19 protein-coding genes are annotated in these 20,711 nt (G+C 49.4%); 11 read left to right on the top strand and 8 right to left on the bottom strand.

Going from position 1 to position 20,711, the window contains the following annotated elements; all coding sequences use genetic code 11:
* Positions 1–41: 41 nt before the first annotated feature.
* The 4 genes from rhaD (at position 42) to SBO83_RS11175 (ending at position 4,400) form a co-directional block, all read left to right on the top strand.
* Positions 42–866 carry a rhamnulose-1-phosphate aldolase gene (gene rhaD / locus SBO83_RS11190; RefSeq protein WP_396131566.1) on the top strand — a complete coding sequence of 275 codons (825 nt, stop codon included), beginning with the start codon at positions 42–44 and terminating at the stop codon, positions 864–866.
* 19 nt (positions 867–885) lie between these two features.
* Entirely contained in the window at positions 886–2,034 is a 1,149-nt protein-coding gene (gene fucO, locus SBO83_RS11185; RefSeq protein ID WP_396131565.1) for a lactaldehyde reductase, read from the top strand.
* Positions 2,035–2,047: 13 nt separating this feature from the next.
* On the top strand, positions 2,048–2,362 hold the full coding sequence (gene rhaM, locus SBO83_RS11180; RefSeq protein ID WP_396131564.1) for an L-rhamnose mutarotase: 315 nt from the start codon (positions 2,048–2,050) through the stop codon (positions 2,360–2,362).
* Between the two features lie 556 nt (positions 2,363–2,918).
* Complete coding sequence (locus SBO83_RS11175; RefSeq protein ID WP_396131563.1) at positions 2,919–4,400, top strand: SulP family inorganic anion transporter; 1,482 nt, start codon at positions 2,919–2,921, stop codon at positions 4,398–4,400.
* A 78-nt stretch (positions 4,401–4,478) separates the two neighbouring features.
* On the opposite strand, the gene SBO83_RS11170 is transcribed toward SBO83_RS11175, so the two are convergent.
* The 8 genes from SBO83_RS11170 to SBO83_RS11135 all read right to left on the bottom strand — a co-directional run bounded on the left by SBO83_RS11170 (position 4,479) and on the right by SBO83_RS11135 (position 13,317).
* Positions 4,479–6,131 (bottom strand): dihydroxyacetone kinase subunit DhaK, encoded by a 1,653-nt coding sequence (locus tag SBO83_RS11170; RefSeq protein ID WP_396131562.1) that lies wholly within the window; start codon positions 6,129–6,131, stop codon positions 4,479–4,481.
* A 132-nt stretch (positions 6,132–6,263) separates the two neighbouring features.
* On the bottom strand, positions 6,264–7,631 hold the full coding sequence (locus SBO83_RS11165; RefSeq protein ID WP_396131561.1) for an L-serine ammonia-lyase: 1,368 nt from the start codon (positions 7,629–7,631) through the stop codon (positions 6,264–6,266).
* 101 nt (positions 7,632–7,732) lie between these two features.
* Entirely contained in the window at positions 7,733–9,016 is a 1,284-nt protein-coding gene (locus SBO83_RS11160; protein WP_353500854.1) for an HAAAP family serine/threonine permease, read from the bottom strand.
* Between the two features lie 573 nt (positions 9,017–9,589).
* Complete coding sequence (locus SBO83_RS11155) at positions 9,590–10,369, bottom strand: HNH endonuclease (RefSeq protein WP_396131560.1); 780 nt, start codon at positions 10,367–10,369, stop codon at positions 9,590–9,592.
* A 90-nt stretch (positions 10,370–10,459) separates the two neighbouring features.
* The gene (locus tag SBO83_RS11150) at positions 10,460–10,783 is read right to left on the bottom strand and encodes a helix-turn-helix domain-containing protein (protein WP_396131559.1); all 324 of its coding nucleotides are present in this window, start codon (positions 10,781–10,783) and stop codon (positions 10,460–10,462) included.
* Entirely contained in the window at positions 10,773–11,126 is a 354-nt protein-coding gene (locus SBO83_RS11145) for a type II toxin-antitoxin system RelE/ParE family toxin (protein ID WP_396131558.1), read from the bottom strand. Before SBO83_RS11145 ends, SBO83_RS11150 begins: the two co-directional genes overlap by 11 nt.
* A 228-nt stretch (positions 11,127–11,354) precedes the next feature.
* Positions 11,355–12,494, bottom strand: a complete 1,140-nt coding sequence (locus SBO83_RS11140; RefSeq protein WP_396131557.1) for a porin — start codon at positions 12,492–12,494, stop codon at positions 11,355–11,357.
* Positions 12,495–12,915: 421 nt separating this feature from the next.
* On the bottom strand, positions 12,916–13,317 hold the full coding sequence (locus SBO83_RS11135; RefSeq protein WP_396131556.1) for a hypothetical protein: 402 nt from the start codon (positions 13,315–13,317) through the stop codon (positions 12,916–12,918).
* Between the two features lie 791 nt (positions 13,318–14,108).
* Here SBO83_RS11135 and SBO83_RS11130 point away from each other — a divergent pair.
* The 7 genes from SBO83_RS11130 (at position 14,109) to SBO83_RS11100 (ending at position 20,639) form a co-directional block, all read left to right on the top strand.
* Complete coding sequence (locus tag SBO83_RS11130; protein WP_353500835.1) at positions 14,109–14,441, top strand: PTS sugar transporter subunit IIB; 333 nt, start codon at positions 14,109–14,111, stop codon at positions 14,439–14,441.
* Positions 14,442–14,543: 102 nt separating this feature from the next.
* On the top strand, positions 14,544–15,902 hold the full coding sequence (gene chbC, locus SBO83_RS11125) for a PTS N,N'-diacetylchitobiose transporter subunit IIC (protein ID WP_353500834.1): 1,359 nt from the start codon (positions 14,544–14,546) through the stop codon (positions 15,900–15,902).
* Between the two features lie 65 nt (positions 15,903–15,967).
* Positions 15,968–16,315, top strand: a complete 348-nt coding sequence (gene chbA, locus SBO83_RS11120) for a PTS N,N'-diacetylchitobiose transporter subunit IIA (RefSeq protein ID WP_034786899.1) — start codon at positions 15,968–15,970, stop codon at positions 16,313–16,315.
* 14 nt (positions 16,316–16,329) lie between these two features.
* Complete coding sequence (chbR, locus tag SBO83_RS11115; protein WP_353500833.1) at positions 16,330–17,166, top strand: transcriptional regulator ChbR; 837 nt, start codon at positions 16,330–16,332, stop codon at positions 17,164–17,166.
* Between the two features lie 93 nt (positions 17,167–17,259).
* Positions 17,260–18,603 carry a 6-phospho-beta-glucosidase gene (locus tag SBO83_RS11110; protein WP_034786892.1) on the top strand — a complete coding sequence of 448 codons (1,344 nt, stop codon included), beginning with the start codon at positions 17,260–17,262 and terminating at the stop codon, positions 18,601–18,603.
* Between the two features lie 43 nt (positions 18,604–18,646).
* The gene (chbG, locus tag SBO83_RS11105) at positions 18,647–19,411 is read left to right on the top strand and encodes a chitin disaccharide deacetylase (protein WP_396131555.1); all 765 of its coding nucleotides are present in this window, start codon (positions 18,647–18,649) and stop codon (positions 19,409–19,411) included.
* Positions 19,412–19,766: 355 nt separating this feature from the next.
* Positions 19,767–20,639 carry a phosphorothioated DNA-binding restriction endonuclease gene (locus SBO83_RS11100; protein ID WP_396131554.1) on the top strand — a complete coding sequence of 291 codons (873 nt, stop codon included), beginning with the start codon at positions 19,767–19,769 and terminating at the stop codon, positions 20,637–20,639.
* Positions 20,640–20,711 lie beyond the last annotated feature (72 nt).

Below are 20,711 nucleotides of genomic sequence, written 5' to 3'. Positions count from 1 at the left end.
AGCTAACTCACCATTTTTTAAGATTTTAAAGGTATTTAACGATGAAAACTTTACTCAACGCTTGGTTCGTCCAGGGTATGATCAAAGCCACCAGCGATATGTGGCTGAAAGGCTGGGATGAGCGCAACGGCGGCAACGTCAGCCTGCGCCTGCTGCCAGAAGATGTCGCGCCCTATAAAGCCGATTTTTACAGCGAGCCACGGTCAATAGCCCTAACTCAAGCGGCACCGGAACTGGCGAATCACTACTTTATCGTCACAGGCTCGGGCAAGTTCTTCCGCAATGTTCAGCTGTCGCCCGCCGAGTCTTTGGCCGTTATACAACTTAACGGTCAGGGGACGGGTTACCGCATTCTGTGGGGCTTAACTGCCGGGGGCTTACCGACCTCCGAGCTGGCTGCGCATCTGCAATCTCATATCGTTCGCATGAAAGTGACTGATGGTCAGGACCGAGTGATCATGCACTGCCATGCCACTAACCTGATTGCTCTGACCTACGTGCTTGAGCTTGATAGCGCAAAATTCACTCGCGAAATTTGGGAATGCAGCACCGAATGTCTGGTGGTATTCCCTGATGGTATCGGCATTGTGCCGTGGATGGTGCCGGGCACGGATGGCATCGGCGCAGCTACCGCCGATCAGATGCAACACCACACTCTGGTGCTCTGGGCCTATCACGGCATTTTCGGCAGCGGCCCTTCCCTCGACGATGCCTTTGGACTTATTGATACCGCTGAGAAATCCGCAGAGATATTGGTCAAAGTGATTGCCATGGGCGGCAAGAAGCAAACCATTTCTACCGAGGAATTGATTGCATTAGGCGAGCGTTTCGACGTCAAACCTTTTGCCGCCGCACTCAAAGCATAATGATGAAAAGGAACGCGTTATGAGCTTTATGTTGGCTTTACCTAAAATTAGCTTACATGGGCAAGGTGCCATCACGGATATGGTGGCACTGCTCCAGAGCAAGATCTCCGGCAAAGCGCTCATCGTCACGGATGCCCAGCTGATCGAACTCGGCCTGCTCGACGGCCTGTTTGACGCTTTAGAAGCAGCCAGCTTGCCCTATGCACTCTTTAGCGGCGTCTCGCCAAACCCCACCAGTGAAATCGTGGATGAAGGCTACCGGCTCTATACGCAGAATAAATGCAGCTATCTGATCGCGTTTGGCGGCGGCAGCCCGATTGATACAGCGAAAGGCATCAAAATCCTCACTGCCAACCCTGCGCCGGTCACGGCCTATTCGGGCGTTGGCAAGGTGAAAAACCCAGGTGCGTTTTTGGTGGCGATCAACACTACGGCAGGCACGGCGGCCGAGTTAACCAGTAACGCGGTGATCACCGACAGCCAGCGTCAGGTCAAAGAAGTGATCATCGACACCAACCTGATCCCTGATATTGCCGTGGATGATCCCGCCATTATGTTGGCCATTCCTGCAAGCGTCACTGCCGCAACCGGCATGGATGCCCTTACCCATGCTATCGAGGCTTACGTCTCTGTTGGGGCACATCCCCTGACGGATCCGACGGCGCTGGCGGCGATCGGTACCATTAGCCAATGGTTGCCAGCAGCAGTAGAAAACGGCAAGGATTTACAGGCACGCGAGAAGATGGCCCACGGTCAATATCTGGCGGGTATGGCATTCAATAGCGCCGGGTTGGGACTGGTTCACGCACTGGCTCACCAGCCGGGTGCCACGCACAACCTGCCGCACGGTGTCTGCAACGCCATATTACTGCCGATCGTTGAGGCCTTTAATCGGCCATCCTGTCCGCAGCGGTTTGCAGATATTGCTCGTGCTATGGGGATAGATATTAGCGGGATGGATGAAGAAAGCGCCAGCCACGCTGCGCTCGACGCTATTCGCGCACTCTCTCAACGCGTGGGTATTCCTTCAGGTTTTGCCGAGCTGGGCATCACGAAAGGCGATATTGAAGGCTGGCTGGATAAAGCACTGGCAGACCCTTGCGCGCCCTGCAACCCAAGAGAAGCTTCTCGGGAACAGGTCCGTGAACTCTATCTCAGCGCGATGTAATGAGGGGAAAAAAATGATTCGTAAAGCTTTTGTGATGCAGGTGAATCCTGACGCGCACGCCGAATATCAGCGGCGGCACACCCCTATCTGGCAGGAGTTAGAAGAAACGCTGAAGGCCCACGGAGCGCATCACTACAGCATTTTCTTGGATGAGCAGCGCAGCTTGCTGTTTGCCACCGTAAAGATTGAATCTGAAGCGCGCTGGAATGCAGTAGCAGACACTGAGATTTGCCAAAAATGGTGGCGACATATGGCGGACATCATGCCCACCAATGTGGACAGCAGCCCAGTCAGTCAGGAGCTAAAAGCCGTTTTTTACCTCGACTAACCCTTCACTCTGGCAGTGGTTTATCCACTGCCTTTTCCCACATACTGTTTTCTTTGCCAGTAGTCGAGCAAGGTTATAAATAAGAATAACTTATATTAACTCTTACTTTTGGCAGAAAAAACTCATCAAACAAGCTTCGTAAACAGTGGCTCTCTCGGCAGAACACGAAGGCTCGCTACCTCTCTCCATTAACCTCGCCAGCCTGTAAAGGCCATTATTACTGACATAAAACTCATCACTCTAAGATTTTCCTTATGCGGAATTGCCGACTAACATGTTAGAAACTGTATCTGTAAGCTTCAATTCGTAATTAAATAATTCTTATCTTTTGACGTTAATGGCCCTGGTCAGGCGGGTTACACCTGCTTGCCCCACAGACCGAGAGAAGCAAAAGTGACCACGATAAATCCCCTCCTTGCAAGCAATCGAAGCCGGGCGCAGAAACAGCGCCAACCTGTTCTCCACTCTTACTCATCCACTGTTAAACCACATAAGCCGCTCAGGCAGTGGGTTGGCCATCCTGACCAATACAGCTCACTCGACGGGAGAACTGAGCATGGATAAATCACTCAACTTTTCTAGCCTGCGCTATGACATTCCGGCCGGCATTGTGGTGTTTTTGGTGGCACTTCCCCTCAGCCTGGGTATTGCACAAGCCAGCGGAATGCCGCCGTTTGTAGGTCTATTGACTGGCGTGATTGGTGGCGTAGTGGTCACGTTACTCAGCCCGTCGCGTTTTGCCGTCAGTGGGCCTGCCGCCGGGCTGGTCACTATTGTGGTGGGCGCCATGCAAACCCTTGGCTCATTTTCCACCTTGCTGCTGGCGATGATGCTGGCGGGCGTGCTGCAATGCGTGTTCTACCTGATTAAAGCGGGGCGTTTTGTCTCTCTGGTGCCAAGCTCGGTGATTCAGGGAATGCTAGCCGCCATCGGTATTCTACTTATCTTGCAGCAAATCCCCGTGGCCATGGGCTATGAGGGCGAAGATGGGTTGAAAGGCTTAGTTAGCGATCCGGCTCAGGCGATTTCTCCATCGTCACTCGTGGTCGCAGGCGTCGCGCTGGCTATTCTATGGCTGTGGGCCACCAAGCCCTTTCAGAGAATCAAGCTCATGACCTATATTCCCGGCCCGCTGATCGCCGTTTTATGGGGAAGTCTGGCAGTTATTTTCGGCGACCGTATTTTGCCGGACGCCATGCACTCCCTGCCGCGCATTGCATTGCCGAAGTTCGACAGCGCCGACGAAGTCACCTCGCAGTTGGAAAGACCCAACTGGAGCGCGTGGAATAATCCGCAGGTATATGTCATCGCCGCAACGCTGGCGCTGGTCGCCAGCCTTGAAACCTTGCTCAGCCAAGAGGCGCTGAAAAAGCTCAAGGAGCAGACTCCGCCCCCTTCCCCCAATAAAGAGATGCGGGCGCAAGGCATTGGCAACTTGCTCAGCGGGTTTCTCGGCGGCCTGCCTATCACGGCGGTCATTGTGCGCAGCTCGGTGAATGTTAACGCTGGGGCGCGCAGCAAGGTTTCTATCCTGCTTCATGGGGTATTGTTGCTGCTATGCGGCATGTTTTTCAGCGACTTACTGAATACTATCCCCCTCGCCTGTCTGGCCGCAGTGCTGCTTTATACCGGCTACAAACTGGCGGCTCCGGCCCTGTTTATTGCCCAGTGGCGGCTCGGCCTGGCACAGTTTCTGCCTTTTGTTGCCACGGTGGCGGGGATTTTAATCTTCGGCATGCTGGCGGGTATCGGCATTGGTTTACTGGCTCAATTACTGTCGAGCACTTATAAAAGCCACCATAACGCCATGCACTTGAGCAATGACGACAACCACTATGTGGTGCGTTTTCAACAAAACCTCACCTTCCTGCATAACCCGCGCCTGCAAAGCATTCTGGCGGAAATCCCAGATAACGCCGTGGTGCGCGTGGAGCAAGAGAACGCCGAATACATCGACCCGGATGTTAAAGCCGTGCTGACCGAATTTGGTGAAAAGGCATCGGGTCGCGGCATTAAACTCGATCGCTGGCCGCAATAACCCGTGATTGACTGATAATGAATAGAAAACGGCCTGTGGGGGAAACCGCACAGGCCGTTTTACTTCAGCTCTTACAGATTATTTCGCCAGAGCCTCAAACACTTTTTCGACTGCAACCGCACCCGGATCTTTCACCCCTTTCAGACTGTTACTGCTGAGGTAAGAGGAGCGGCCCGCGTTGGCCTTCTTCATGGTGGAGGTGTCTTTCGCGCCTTTTGCGGCGGCCTTGGCGGCGGCTTTCAGGTCGCCTTTTTTACCCAAGGCTTCCAGAGCGGGCTGCAAGGCATCAATCATGGTGCGGTCGCCCAAATCAGCCCCGCCGTAGTGCTTCATGCGCTCCAAACCAAACAGCAGCGCCTCGTTGATCTTCTTCCCGTCAGCCACTTTTTGCCCTGCGGCGGTGAAGAAAATCGACATCAACACGCCACTCGAGCCGCCCATGACGGTCGCCAGACGATCACCCACCACGGTTAAAAGTGCAGAAAGGTCATTCAGTGGCAGCTTTTTGCCTTTGTTTTGCTCTTGGATATCACGCGCACCCGAGGCGAAGGTTGAACCGGTATCGCCATCGCCGACTTTGGCGTCCAGTTTGTTCAGCTCATCTTCCAGCCCGGATAACGTCTCGGTGACTACCTCGACAATCTTGCCCACTTCGGCATTGGTTGAGGCCTTGACTTTTGATTTCTGCCCCAGCTTTTTGGCTTTCAACGTCGGCAGTTTTTCCAGTTTCACCAGGGGTTGCCAGCCTGCGGCTTCGACATCCGCCAACAGCGCTTTTTCTGTTTCATCGTCGAGCACGATGGTGGAAAGCGAGAAGCCTTTCATATCTAACGCGCTGACCAGCGCCGCAGGGCCAATCAGATAGCGAATCGACTTGCCGAGCGCCGAATGCGCCAGTTCTTTGGTCAGTTGATTCATCTCCAGAGGAGAAACGCCGCCGAGGTTATTAATCAATACCGCCAGTTTGTCGCTTTTCTTCACCTGCGCCTGTAGTTTCTCGACCAGGGTGGCAACGACTTTTTCACTGTTCTGAGTTTTGATTTTCGACACGCCCGGCTCGCCGTGGATACCCAAACCTAGCTCAACCTGCCCGGCAGGGATGCGGCTCTCTTCCTCTTCTTTGCCGCTGTCTCCCGGCAAACTACAGCCGGTCATCGCCACGCCAATGCTCGAGGTGGCATCAATAGCCTTTTGCGCCGCGGCGGTTACCGCCTTGAGTGACTTACCTTTTTCAGCCACATAGCCCGCGATTTTGTGCACCAGCACGGTGCCGGCAATGCCGCGAGGCTGCTTGTTATCCGGCAGGGAGATGTCGTCGGACACCATCACTAAATCGACTTTGTAACCCAGGTTTTTGGCTTTTTCAGCCGCCAGCCCAAAGTTGAGACGGTCTCCGGTGTAGTTTTTCACAATCAACAAGCAGCCAGCTTCGCCCGTGACGGCAATAATGGCGCTAAGCACCGCGTCGACGCTGGGAGAAGCAAAAACATCGCCACAGACGGCGGCGGTTAACATGCCTTTGCCGATAAATCCGACGTGCGCCGGTTCATGGCCGGAGCCGCCGCCGGAGATCAGCGCGACTTTCTTTTTGTCCCAGTCGCTGCGAACCACAACACGAATGGCCGGATCGATGTCTAGCTTGGCGAGATTTTTGTAGGGGGAAGTAAGAATTGCGCCTTCAATTACGTCGTTAATCAGATTCTTGCGGTCATTCATGAAAAATGTCGACATGCCGATTCGTCCCTTTAACTGTTATTGAGTATGGTCAGATTTGTGAATACCTCTAAACCAACATAGCACAGAGCAGCAGGAGATTTGGGGCGGAAAGGCGGTTTCCCGCCTTAGAGAAAACAGATTTTTTGACTAATCGCACGCCACAACGGCGATGGCCAATCCGCCGCGCGAGGTTTCGCGGTATTTAGAATTCATGTCTTTGCCGGTTTCATACATGGTTTCAATGACTTTATCGAGACAGACGCGTGGCTCGCTGGTGCGGCGTAGCGCCATACGCGAAGCATTCACCGCCTTCACGGCTGAGATGGCATTTCGCTCGATGCAAGGCACCTGAACCTGTCCTGCCAGTGGATCACAGGTTAAACCGAGATGATGCTCCATAGCGATTTCTGCCGCCATAAACACCTGCGCCGTGCTGCCGCCCAGCAGTTCGGTAAGCCCCGCCGCCGCCATTGAACAGGCCACGCCGACCTCCCCCTGACACCCGACTTCGGCACCCGAGATAGATGCGTTCATTTTGAACAGAACGCCCACCGCGCCAGCGGCTAAGAAAAAGCGGCTGTAAGAGTCCGGGCTGACCGGCCGAATAAACTGATCGTAGTAAGTCAGCACCGCGGGGATGATGCCACAGGCGCCGTTGGTTGGCGCAGTCACCACGCGGCCACCGGCAGCGTTCTCTTCATTGACCGCCATGGCGTACATGTTTATCCAGTCGACGACGCCCATCGGGTCAACATTATTCTTATCCTGCGTTACCAGTATCCGGCGCAAAGCAGCGGCGCGGCGGTTAATTTTCATAGGGCCCGGCAGCAGGCCTTCGGTGTGAATACCGCGAGTAATGCCCTCGCTCATCACATCCCAGATAGCCGCAAAATGTTCGGCAATCTCAGTTTTCGAGTGACCCGCGAGTTCGTTTTGCATCATCACGCCGGATAGCGATAAGCCGGTATTATTGCAGTGCTGCTGTAAATCATGGGCAGATTTGAACGGGAATGGCATGGTAACCGCGCTCTCTTCCTGCATACCAAACCGGCTGGCTTCAACGATAAACCCGCCGCCAATCGAGTAATAAGTTTGGCTATAAAGCAGCTGCTCGCCGTCGAAGGCGCTCAGGGTCATGCCATTTTCATGCAGAGGAAGGTTGGTGGAATGGAAGTTCATGCTGCCCTGCATTGGGAACTCCACCTCTTTGGCACCATTGGCCAGCATCAGCTTGCCCGTGCTTTCCACATCACGAATAAAACCAGGGATCGCATCGATATTTACTGTATCGGGTAAATTACCGGCAAGCCCCATAATAATGGCTAAATCCGTGTGGTGGCCTTTACCGGTCAGAGATAAAGAACCATAAACATCCACCACGACACGAGAAGTATTATTAATATGGCCGAGGGCGATAAGCTCATCGCTAAATATTTTCCCGGCTTTCATTGGCCCGACGGTGTGAGAACTCGAAGGCCCAATACCAATTTTGAAAATATCGAAGATGCTAATCACGTTAGACTCCATGGCAATAAAATGTCAGAAAAATCAGGAAGGAAAGTTTTGGATAGAGGGGCAGAACATCCCTGCCCCTTCTTTATTATTAAAGGTGAAGATTAACCCAGAAGAGTATAAACAATCGCAGACATGGCAATTAAACCCATAATAACCACGAACACGTTACTAATATGACCGCTGTATTTTCTCATTGCCGGCACTTTGCGAATCGCATACATCGGCATGAGGAATAACAGCATTGCAATAATAGGCCCGCCGATATTTTCAATCATCCCCAAAATGCTTGGGTTTAATGTCGCCACGGCCCAGGTCGTCAGCAACATGAAAATAGCGGTGTAGCGATTCAGTGTTGGCAGCGCGATATTTTTACCTTTGCTGCGCAGTGACTTAATCACCATGCCGTTAAAGCCTTCGCGAGCACCTAAATAATGGCCGAGGAAAGATTTAGTGATCGCGATAAAAGCAATAAATGGTGCGATATATTCAATCAGTGGGTTAGAGAAGTGATTGGCGAGATAAGACAAGATAGAGATGTTCTGCGTTTTCGCTTCCATCAGGTCAGTCGGAGAGAGGCTCAGCACGCAGCTGAACACGAAGAACATCACGGTCAGCACCATCATGATGTGGCTATAAGCCAGGATGCGTGAACATTTCTTCTCAGCGCCTTCGCCATACTCTTTACGCTTCGCCACTGCGAATGAAGAGATAATCGGCGAGTGGTTGAAGGAGAACACCATCACCGGAATGACCAGCCACAGCGTCATCAGCATGCCGCTGCCCACGCCATTGCCAGACATTGAGACGTTTTCAAATACCGAGGTATTCCAGTTCGGGATGAGGTAAAACGCCAGCGCCATCAGCACGGCAACAAAAGGGAACACCAGAATGCTCATCGCTTTCACGATTAAGTCCTGCCCAAAATGGACGATCGCCATTAGGCCAAGGATCAAGACCAGAGACAACAGCGCGCGCGGCGGCGCCGTCCAATGCATCTGATGAGTAATAAAGCTTTCGACCGTATTGGTTATCGCGACGCTATAAACCAACAAGATAGGATAAATAGCAAAGAAATATAACAGAGTAATTAACTTACCGGCTGAAATACCAAAGTGCTCTTCAACAACTTCGGTAATATCTTCGCCCGCATTTTTACCTGACAATACAAAACGCGTCAGACCTCGGTGAGCAAAAAAGGTCATTGGGAAAGCGAGTACGACCATAATAAGTAGCGGAATTAAACCACCAATCCCGGCATTAATAGGTAAGAACAGAACGCCTGCACCAATAGCTGTACCATACAGACCCAGCATCCACATGGTATCGGTTTTACGCCAGGTACTGGTTGAGACATTTACCTGCGTATCAATATGTGTGTTGTCCATAATCCCTCGGTATAAAAAACAATCTGTTATTTATAATTGATTTTTAACTACGTTTTAATGCCACAAGCGCGCCGTTAAAAAACCAATGAATCGTTTAAAACATATCATTAATGGCGGGATGATACCTATCAGCAGCATAAAAAGCTGTCATTTCGCTCTGCTTTGAGATCAAAGTCACGATTAATAGCTAATGCTCGATAATAAGCCTTAGAAAACACCTTTTATTAACATAATTGCCCTGTAGATGATCCCAACTTAGGACATTCAGTAACAAATTATATTTGTAGCCACCTACTTATATCTGCGCGTTATTTGTTCAGATCGCACAAAAATAAAACCAATTGACGATAATTTTGGCGTTTTTGTTATTGGGGTGATTTAGAGGATGTTAATAGTTGCGGTGGGTGATTTGTGGTGTGCGTATATCTGGCAGGAGGTAGATCTAAACTATCTTTCACTAAATACAGGAAGCTTTAATCGTCTGCGGCATCAAAGTTGCCTGCCGCAACAACGAATATTTAAGAGTGGGTAAAGAACTCCCTATTTCTTATAAACTGCAGTAAGTTACGAAAATCACCCATTATCATCGCCAGTAAAAATATGCTGGCGATGATATCTAATCTGACTCATATCAGGTGAGTAGGATAGCGGCAAACGAATCCTCCTCCCCTCATATTTAATCAGGTTTTCAACTGCAAAGTTACTGTTAAGCTTTTTGAGTTCCGGAGATAAGATCATCTCTAAATCATCATTAAAAGAAATCAGCCCGCGATCAAACGCTTTATCATGCAGGCTTGATAGACAGAGCCCATTACTTGGATTGAGACGATGTTCAGCCGCGTTGCTCCATGGGCGGATATGGCTTGCGACCAGTAATGCCGGTTCTTCAAGCTCAGTCAGGCAACAGCGATACTCATAGGCCTCAAGCACACGCTTGCGAAATAGCTGTTGAGCAACGCGGGCCTTAACGATGGTTGTTCTTTCTTTGCCAGTGAAATCCTGAGGTTCGCTCTCATTAAGCACCGTCGCCGGGCTACCAAGTGTACTCAGCTTGTCCATGGCTAGTTCGCACTCAACTTCAATGGAAGCCATATCTTCATTCATCTCTTTCCATAAAAGGCGGTCAGCCTTTGATGCTCCCTTCAAGCCCGTGCGCCCAGACTCAATAATGAAAGGATCTAGACTGGCAAAGTTAACTAACTTCATCGCAAGGGAGCCAGGTGTTCTACCCAGGCGTTGAGCATATTCAATAATATCTGGATTCTTAGAATGCAATCTACCGAATGGAATCTGACTATAAAGGGAGAGCGCAACCAGCAGTTGGTCGCGGGTCCAATGGTTTACAGCGGGCATGTTTTTGTCTTCCAGGAACTATAGATTCGAGTTATCGATTCCTGTCACTATGCCAGTGTTAAAGCCAAATACAAAATCTCATCACAACCTTTAGAGCAACACTTTCAATCCATGTTTTTGCACGATAGAGAGTAACTTCAGTGCCAGACCACTCGGCCTTTTTATTCCAGTTTCCCATTTCTGAATAGTTGAAACGCTGGTGTTGAGATACTTAGCAAAAACTGGCTGACTGATATTGAGGCCATTTCTGAGGGATTTGATTTCATCTGGCTGCAAGTCGTCAACAACCGATAAACAGGTTGTATCAAATTGCCGCATGGTTTCCTGGCTAATAGCATCAACACTTCTTAAGCCTGACGCCGCGCTGTGAATAGCTTCAAACGCAGGGCTTTTGAACTTACTTTTAGCAGTCATGGCAGATCTCCACTAATTCATTCTGTCTTATCATTTCTGTGAGTTTTACTTCTTCCAGTGCTGCATATTGCTTAGCTAGAACCTTGAACGCAGCGAGTTCGGCATCATCAATATTAGACTTGCCTTGTTTAGAAAAAAGAAAAGCATAGAACCAATTTTGACCACCTTTAGCGAGAATAATTGAACGATCTCTATTCTTATTAAGGCGCTTCTTGTAAACACCTCCGCCTAAGTCCTCCGCTTTACCTTCAAGTACCGTTTTAAGAGCGTCACATAAAGCAACATCCTTAATCCCATGTGACCTCGCGGCTTTGGTGAACCATTTTGTTCTAAAAACTCTCATCTTTTGGACATCCTGTCAGCTAAAAGTGTATCACTAAGTCAGTCACTTTACGCTGTAAGGATGGAGTTAAAATATCGACCTCACTAATTAGCTACCATTTACATAAATTACATTCATCGCTGCGAGGCTTCACGCATTCATGTCACCCATTTTAAGCAACAAAAAAGCCAGCACCTCTCGGCGCTGGCTTTGTCTGTTTACGCGGCGTGTTGCCGCGCAGGACAGGGATTAGAAGTCGTAGAATACGGTGACCCAAGTAGAGTCTGGCACTTCGTTGTTGGTTGAGGTTGCCAGAGTACGTTCTACATACACAGACAGGCCGTGGCCAATAACGGTGCCTGCACCGAAGTACACATTGTTCTGATGGTAATCTTCGTCGCCTTTCAATTGCAGGGAATCGGCTGCAACGTATGGCTGGATAGATTTCAGGAACGGCTGGTCGATGTTGAAGGTGTAACCAACAAAGCCTTCTACGCCGTAACCACTGCCCGCGAAGTAACGGTCAACAGACTGTTCATGCGTGCTTGGCACAAAGTTTTTGTAGTAGCTCGCAGTACCGACGATATACCAGTTGTTCGGCTGCCAGGTTAAAGCAGTACCGGAGATTTCCTGATGATAATCTTTTTCGTTTTCCGGCGTTTCTTTAATAGTAGCGTTGTTGGCACTATATGCGGCGCTGAAGACTAAATCTTTAGTGATTTTATAATCTGCACCAATACCTGCGCCGTTATTACGACGGTAATCTAAATTGCCACCGGCGGTTGTTTGATCTTCAGGTAATAAGTAGTTGGCATATAAAGTGACTGGGCCAAAATCGTTAGTATATTTCAGGCTGTTCTTCGGTTTATTTGCACCGTCGTAATCACCATTTACACCAATACCGGTTGCGCCTGCGTGACCATCGTTATCCCAGACGTCACTTTTAATACCGACGACGGAATAATAAATGCCGTACTGGTGACCGTAAGTGAAAGTACCGTAACGATCATCTTTAATACCGGCGTATAACTGGCGTTGCTTGTCTCGACGGCCATCTTCGTTGTAGTGGTCATCCCAGCTCAGCGCGTGCGCCAGATCTACACCTAACTCGTAATAACCAATGATTGAGATATCTTGGCTCAGAGCATAATCAGTGCTGAAACGAAAACGCGTACCGCCGTCGTGACCATTTTTATAATAACTTGGCTCTGGGCCGTTATTAAAAATCCACTCTGGACGAATACTACCGCCAACTTTAACGCTTAATGGCGCGAGCAAAGCATCGCTTTGCTTATTCTTTTCTAAAACGGTGATTTCAGCCTGTGCGCTGGCAGATAATACCGACATAACGACGCCGCCAATAATCATTGGCTTAATAAATTTGCTCATAAATTACCCTGTCTGATCAATTTCTATTGTTATGTGTTTGCAGTGGTGTTGCGCCACAAACAAATAATTAACATAGGTGATGAGGGTCACAAAGAAGAAAATGAGAAAGTTCCCAGAGTGATTCTTTTAAAATCAGATCATTAATTAATCAGCAATGTATGCAGTTGTTAGCTTATGAAACATTGAATACTTTACTGCTCACTTTGATTTCAAACTGTTGGATATACACTCAATACGGGCAGGCTTTTTAGACTGTGTCGACATATTTGATAACAAATCACTCTGTAACAGAGCACGTCTGAACAAAACAATTTTTGACATTGTCGAGGCAAAATTAATGACGCTATTTATTATTTCTTGATGTGATTAATAGAAATTGGGCTTATATAGAAGGATATTAGCAGAGAAATATGACAGAACGTCATTGATGGGTGGGAGGCAATCTCTTTTTTGCAATGTCGATCAGTTCGAGTATCACGTCCAGAGGGATATTTTGGACATAGCAGTTGAGGGCAAAAGTGTGAGTTTGGTCGGAGAAGAAGATTTCTGCGAGTACTAATAACGAATTTGTATCCTTGAGCCGTACTTCTACATACATGCCATCACGGGCGATATCGCTGCCAATAACAAAATCATAACTTGGGCTTCCCTTCTCAGTCGTCATCCTTTTTACTCCAAATAGTTTGGTTATTGCCAATCGCCAAATTAATATCGTCGGTGACAAATCGTCGACCAGACTCTGCTTACCAGACATTGCCGCCAACATAATATTAGTTTTTTGCGACTCAGAAAGGTTTGCTATAGCAGATGTTGCAGCGCCCACTCTTAGCAGTGCACCAAGCCCCAGTTTAACAATACTATCTCGGCATAAGAGAGGCTGAAGAGCAAAGCTACCGCCCCCGAACCCAACAAGGTTTTTGCGGCCAGTGGTCCGGTAACTCTCAATTCACGAAGGGGTAACGCAGAAAGAGATCTGATGATTTTCATATCCTGGCCGTTTTCCAGACCTATAGCTCGCAGACGGTTGTCCGGCTTTTAAACAGGACCGATTGATAAATGTGCATCCAGCAGCTATCGGCGGGCGGTTTAGATTCAATATAACCCAGTCATTGCCAGAGAGGCTGGCGAGGCTACCTCAATCAATATCGAAGTATTTAATGCATGTGTTGGGTCGAGTGTACTGATTGGCGGGCCGATCATCGGCAGCGCGGAACCGCACATTTTTGCCGAGGCGTCAGGCGGATTAGTTATCTTGCGCTTGATAGTGATTCTCGTTACGGGGGAAAGCAGAGCACGCTAGGCATCAGGCGAATTTCCTAGGTTAAGAGCTAATTTCCCGTGAACCTTCTTTTCTGGCGAAAACAGTAAAATAGTCTTTAATTCTATAGGTATAACGAATGGCTTCATCGTCTATTCATTCCTACTTCAAATACCATCTTGCTGTTTAATTCCCCAAAATGTGAAGGGAGTCATAACTATTGGTCAAGGAGAGACAATTTTAGCAGGAGATGAATTATCGTCCGTCGAGTCTGCTGGATTATACTCACTGCAAGCAGAGACAATCAGGACGAATCATTCTGCCCTGTTATTTCTCAGAAAAACGAGGATTACGTTATGGAAAAGAAAGTCATTTATTTGTTCTGTTCGGCGGGTATGTCCACTTCGTTGCTGGTTAAAAAAATGAACGACGTCGCTGAAAAACACCAAGTACCAGTCATCATCCAAGCCTTCTCCGAGTCACTGGCGGCAGAAAAAGGCGGTGAAGCGGATTTAGTTTTGCTCGGCCCGCAAATCGCTTACAAGTTGGATGAGATAAGAAGATTACTACCGGGTAAAACTGTCGAAGTGATTGATTCAATCCACTACGGCAAGGTTGATGGGTTAAAAGTTCTTCAATCAGCAGTCGCTTTAATTAAAGCATCAAGTCAGCAATCTGTGAGTCATTAATTAATTTTTTATTTTGCATTACTTAAAAGTCAAAGAGTCAGCAGTCAAAGAGCGAATTTCATACCCTGGCCGTCTAAAAGGCGGCATTAAAGGAAAATAAAAATGAGTAAAGCCATTGATTCACTTGAAAAGGTGCTTCTACCTTTTGCTGTAAAAATAGGTAGACAGCCCCATATTAACGCTATTAAAAATGGTTTCATCCGATTAATGCCGCTGACCCTCGCAGGGGCGATGTTCGTTTTAATTAATAACGTATTTCTGAGTTTCGGCGAGGGTTCTTTCTTTTATTCTCTCGGCATTCGTTTAGACGCTTCCACTATTGAGACATTGGCCGGTTTAAAAACCATCGGCGTCAATGTGTATAACGGCACATTAGGGATTATGTCGCTCATGGCGCCGTTCTTTATTGGGATGGCCTTAGCCGAAGAGCGCAAAGTGGATCCTCTGGCCGCCGGCCTGCTCTCCGTGGCCGCCTTTATGACCGTCACCCCTTATAGCGTGGGCGAAGCTTACGCCGTCGGGGCCAACTGGCTAGGTGGCGCGAACATTATTTCCGGCATGGTGATCGGCTTAGTGGTTGCCGAGATGTTTACCTTTGTTATCCGCCGCAACTGGGTTATCACCCTGCCAGACAGCGTACCGGCCTCCGTCTCCCGCTCCTTCTCAGCACTGATCCCAGGCTTCATCATCCTGTGTATCTTCGGGGTTATCTCTTGGCTGCTGGGGCTGTACGGCCACAACTTCCACCAGATTATTATGGATTCCATCTCCAAACCTCTGGCATCAATGGGAAGCGTGGTGGGCTGGGCATACGTGATTTTCAACTCCCTGTTGTGGTTCTTTGGTGTTCACGGCTCCCTCGCGTTAACCGCGCTGGACAGCGGCATCATGACCCCGTGGGCGCTGGAGAACATCGCCATTTACAACCAGTATGGTTCAGTACAAGCCGCGCTGGATGCGGGCCAGACCTTCCACTTCTGGGCTAAACCAATGCTCGACTCCTACATCCTGTTGGGGGGTTCTGGGGCAACGCTGGGCCTGATCATCGCCATCTTTATCGCATCACGTCGTGCGGACCACCGTCAGGTCGCCAAACTGGCACTGCCATCCGGCATCTTCCAGATTAACGAACCTATCCTGTTCGGCCTGCCGATTATCATGAACCCGGTGATGTTTATCCCGTTCGTTCTGGTGCAACCGATTCTGGCCATTATCACGCTGACGGCGTACACCATGGGGATTATCCCGCCGGTGACCAACCTCGCACCCTGGACTATGCCTACCGGGCTGGGGGCCTTCTTCAACAGTAACGGCAGCATTGCGGCGCTGTTAGTCGCCCTGTTCAACCTCGGTATTGCCACGCTGGTCTACATGCCATTCGTCATCTTGTCGAACAAAGCGCAGGCGATTATCGAAGAAGAAGAAAGCGAAGAAGACATTGCTGCATCACTAAAATTCTAATCTAAGGCAAGCTGGGGAGAGGAGATTCTCCCCAGTATCCAAAGAGTTAACTCAGGGAGATAACCATGTTTGATTTAGACAACATCGAAGACAGTGAAGAAGAGTTAGACAGTCTGGAAGAAGTGGTGATGGGCCTCATCATTAACTCCGGGCAGGCGCGCAGCCTGGCCTATGAAGCACTGAAGGTCGCTAAACAAGGCGATTTCACCAAGGCCTGGGAGCTGATGGCCAAGTCACGCGAGTCGCTGCATGAAGCCCACTTGGTGCAGACCAAACTAATTGAAGGCGACGCCGGTGAAGGCAAAACCAAGGTCAGTCTGGTGCTGGTTCACGCCCAAGACCACCTGATGACCTCCATGTTAGCCCGCGAGTTAGTGACAGAAATCATTGAGCTTCACGAGAAAATAAAATAGCGTTGGGAGTCATCATGCAGCCACAGTTACTGAGTATGGACATTAAGACAGCACGCGAAGATCAACTATTCGACGGTCAAAATTTCCACATGTTTATCTACAACAAGGTAGAGAGCATCTCAGGGCTGCACGAACACGACTACTACGAGTTCACCATCGTGCTCACTGGCCGCTACTACCAGCAGATCAACGGCAAGCAAGTGCTGCTCGAGCGTGGCGATTTCGCCTTTATCCCGCTGGGCTCCAACCATCAGAGTTTCTATGAGTTTGGCCCAACCCGGATATTAAACGTCGGTATCAGTAAAGCCTTCTTCGAACAGCACTATCTGGCCTTGCTGCCGACCTGCTTTGTGGCCTCGCAGGTGTATAAAATTAAGAGTGAGTTTCTTAACTTTATCGAGTCGATGGTGGCGTCTCTCAACTTCAAAAACGGCGAGTTTAATGAGTTTCTTGAGATGGTGACCTTCTACGCCATCAACCGTATTCGTCATCATCGCGAGTCTGATATCGCGCCTGACGTGCCGGTTTGGCTCAAAGAGACCATTGAGAAAATGCACGATAAAACCCAGTTCGGCGATAAAGCTTTGTCGACCATGGTGCAACTCTCGGGGAAATCGCAGGAGTATTTAACGCGCGCCACTCAGCGCCATTATGGCAAAACGCCAATGCAGATTATTAATGAGATCCGCGTTGATTTCGCCAAAAAGCAATTAGAGATAACCAATTACTCTATTACTGATATTGCATACGATTCGGGATATAGCAGTCCTAGCATGTTCATTAAGAACTTTAAAAAAATAACCACCTTTACGCCTAAGCATTATCGCAAGGAGTTATTTAATAATAGCTGACTGTATATGAATTAATGCGGACTCAATAATAGTCTTCACTCATTCCTATATTTACCTTTGTTTAAAGTGCATTCATATTGCACGGGAGCCCCTATGTCTAAAAAACTTAAAGTAGTCACCATTGGCGGTGGCAGCAGCTATACCCCGGAACTACTCGAAGGCTTTATTAAACGTTATGAAGAGTTGCCGATCAGTGAATTATGGTTGGTGGATGTCGAAGCTGGTAAAGAGAAGCAGGATATTATTTTCGACCTTTGCCAGCGCATGATAAAGCGCGCGGGCGTGCCCATCAGTTTGCATAAAACATTAAATCGCCGTGAAGCATTAAAAGACGCCGACTTCGTCACTACCCAGCTGCGCGTCGGCCAGTTAAAAGCCCGCGAGCTGGATGAACGCATCCCGCTGAGCCACGGCTATTTGGGTCAGGAGACTAACGGCGCGGGCGGCCTGTTCAAAGGCTTGCGCACCATTCCAGTGATTTTCGACATCATCAAAGATGTGGAAGAGATCTGCCCGGACGCCTGGGTTATCAACTTCACTAACCCAGCCGGTATGGTCACCGAAGCCGTGGTTCGCCACACCAACTTCAAGAAGTTTATCGGCGTGTGCAACATTCCGGTCGGCATGAAGATGTTCATTCAGGACGTGCTGAAGATTAGCCCGCAGGATGAGCTGTCGATTGACCTGTTCGGCCTCAACCATCTGGTGTTTATCAAAGACGTCATCGTCAACGGCGAGTCGCGCTTTGCCGAGCTGCTGGACGGCGTGGCCTCCGGCACCCTGACCGCCGGTTCGGTAAAAAACATCTTCGACCTGCCATTCAGCGAAGGGCTGATCCGCTCGCTCAACCTGCTGCCGTGCTCCTACTTGCTCTACTACTTCAAACCCAAAGAGATGCTGGCCATCGAGATGGGCGAGTTCTACAAAGGCGGCGCGCGCGCCACTGTGGTACAAAAAGTGGAGAAACAGCTGTTCGAGCTTTATAAAGACCCAGAGCTGAACGTAAAACCGAAAGAGCTGGAGCTGCGCGGCGGGGCTTATTACTCCGACGCGGCGTGCGAAGTGATCAGCGCCATCTACAATGACAAGCAGACCGAGCAATATGTCAATTTCGCCCACCACGGGCATATTGATAATATTCCGGCTGACTGGGCGGTCGAGATGACCTGCACCATCGGGCGCAACGGCGCGACGCCAACTCCGCGCATTACCCATTTCGATGAGAAAGTGCTGGGCCTGATTTACACCATCAAAGGCTTTGAGATTGCGGCGAGCGAAGCGGCTCTGAGCGGCAAGTTGAATGATGTGCTGCTGGCGCTGAACCTCAGCCCGCTAATTCATTCCGACAAAGACGCCGAGAAGCTGGCCCGCGACATGCTGCTGGCGCACGAAGCGCTGCTGCCGAACTTTGCGAAAGCCATCGCAGAACTAAAATAACCTATGCGCCCTCCTTCGCGGGAGGGCTGCCAAAGGGCAATTTATGGATAAGTTACTGATAGTTAATGCCGACGACTTCGGGCTTTGCAAAGCGCAGAACTACGGCATTATCGACGCCTTCACCCACGGCGTGGTCAGCTCCACCACGGCGATGGTCAACCAGCCGGGTGCCGAGCACGCCGCCCAACTCAGCGCCGCCAACCCACAGCTGCCGGTCGGCATGCACTTCGTGCTCACCCTCGGTAAACCTCTCACCGAGATGCCGGGCTTAGTGCGCGACAACGGCGAGCTGGGTAAATGGATCTGGGAGATGGCCGAAGCCGACACCCTGCCCCTCGACCAGATAAAACAAGAACTTGCCGCCCAGTTCGCCAGATTTATTAAACTGTTCGGCCGCAAACCGACGCACATCGACAGCCACCACCACGTGCATATGATCCCGCAGATCTTCCCTATCGTCGAAGCCTTCGCCCAACAGCAAGACGTCGCGATGCGCATCGACCGGGATACCATCCAGCAGCACAACATCCCCCTGTGCGGCGCACGCAGCACGGCGGCTTTCGACAGCACCTTCTACGGCGACAGCATCACAGAGGAGCTGTTTCTCAGCATCCTCGACCACGCCAACCAGCGCGGCGACCACTCTCTGGAAATCATGTGCCACCCGTCATTCATCGATAACACCATCCTCAGCAGCAAGTATTCCTACCCAAGATTGGCGGAGTTGGATGTGTTGACGTCGAAAGAGGTTATGGCTGGGGTTGGGGAACGTGGGTGGAAGTTGGGAGGGTTTGAGAACTTAGATTGAGTTGTAAGAACGCCTCTTCAGACAACATGTTTATAAAATCGCGTTTTATCGACATATCGCCAAAACGTGTCGATGGTATAAACATATCTGGGGGATATGTTTATAAAAGTGCGTTTTGTCGACATGTGTGGGGGGGTTGTGGGTTGGCTGGATGGTGCAAAAGCCCAGTTGCTGAAGGTGACTGGGCTTTTCGTCGTAGTGACGGTTGTTTCTTAAAGACCCAACTTTTGGAATTACTATTCCGATATTATCAACAGGGGTTGGTATCACCTTAAATAGTTTTACTTCGCAATAGTTGAATTACATATTCTTTGCGAGCAAGATCTCAACAACTTCAACCTGTTAACCTTGTGCTATGACTTCACATAAAGCATTGCAAATTGCAATTTCTTGCGTAGCTCTCTGGCGTAAAGGCGACCAGTGTGCTCCACATAAACCACTGCTGTTGCTTTATGTTTTATCGCAATACTTAAAGGGGCATCCCCGACTATTCGACTATGGACAAGAGATTCACGAACCTCTGACAAAATTGCTCGCTGACTTCGGCCCTAAAAGGCGTGATTACTATCCAAACATGCCCTTCTGGCGCCTGAGAACTGATGGATTTTGGACGCTTGAAAATACCGAAGGTTGCAAGCCACGCACAGGCAATACCCAACCAACAAAGCGTGAACTAATTGAGAATCATGTTTCTGGTGGTTTCGACGAACACAGCTACCAAATACTTTGTGAAACTCCAGAAATGATTAATAAGCTAGCGCAACAGATCATGACTGAGCGTTTCCCAGAAAGTGTCCAGTTAGTTCTTGCAGACCTTTTAGGCTTTGATTTCACAGCCCTGATGAAAGCACGTGACCCGCGTTTCAGAGATATAGTCTTACGGGCATATCACTCACGCTGTGCTTTCTGTGGCTACGATCTACGACTTGACGGCGCACTTGTTGGACTTGAAGCAGCACATATCCGGTGGAAGCAATATGGCGGGCCATGTGAAGTGAATAATGGGCTAGCGCTTTGTTCTCTGCACCATTCTGCCTTTGATAGGGGAGCGATAGGTATAGATGAACATTTGACTATCCGTATTTCCGACGGGGTAAACAGAAGCCCGGTTGTGGATCAGCTTTTCTGGCAGCGTGACGGACAAAAACTCTTTTTACCACAGGACAAAGTTTTCTGGCCTGCAGAGCAGTTTGTTGAATGGCACCAGAACCAAGTGTTTAAGAATTGAGCTTTTGAATATACCTTCCCTAACACCCTGACCAAAAACACGTCTTCAAAACTCTCTCCTATTCATAGTTTT

Origin of the sequence: Ewingella allii (genome assembly GCF_044430645.1) — a bacterium.
GTDB classification, from domain to species: Bacteria; Pseudomonadota; Gammaproteobacteria; order Enterobacterales; family Enterobacteriaceae; genus Ewingella; species Ewingella allii.
The sequence above is the reverse complement of the archived record's forward strand: the minus strand, read 5'-3'. Positions and strand labels throughout refer to the sequence as shown.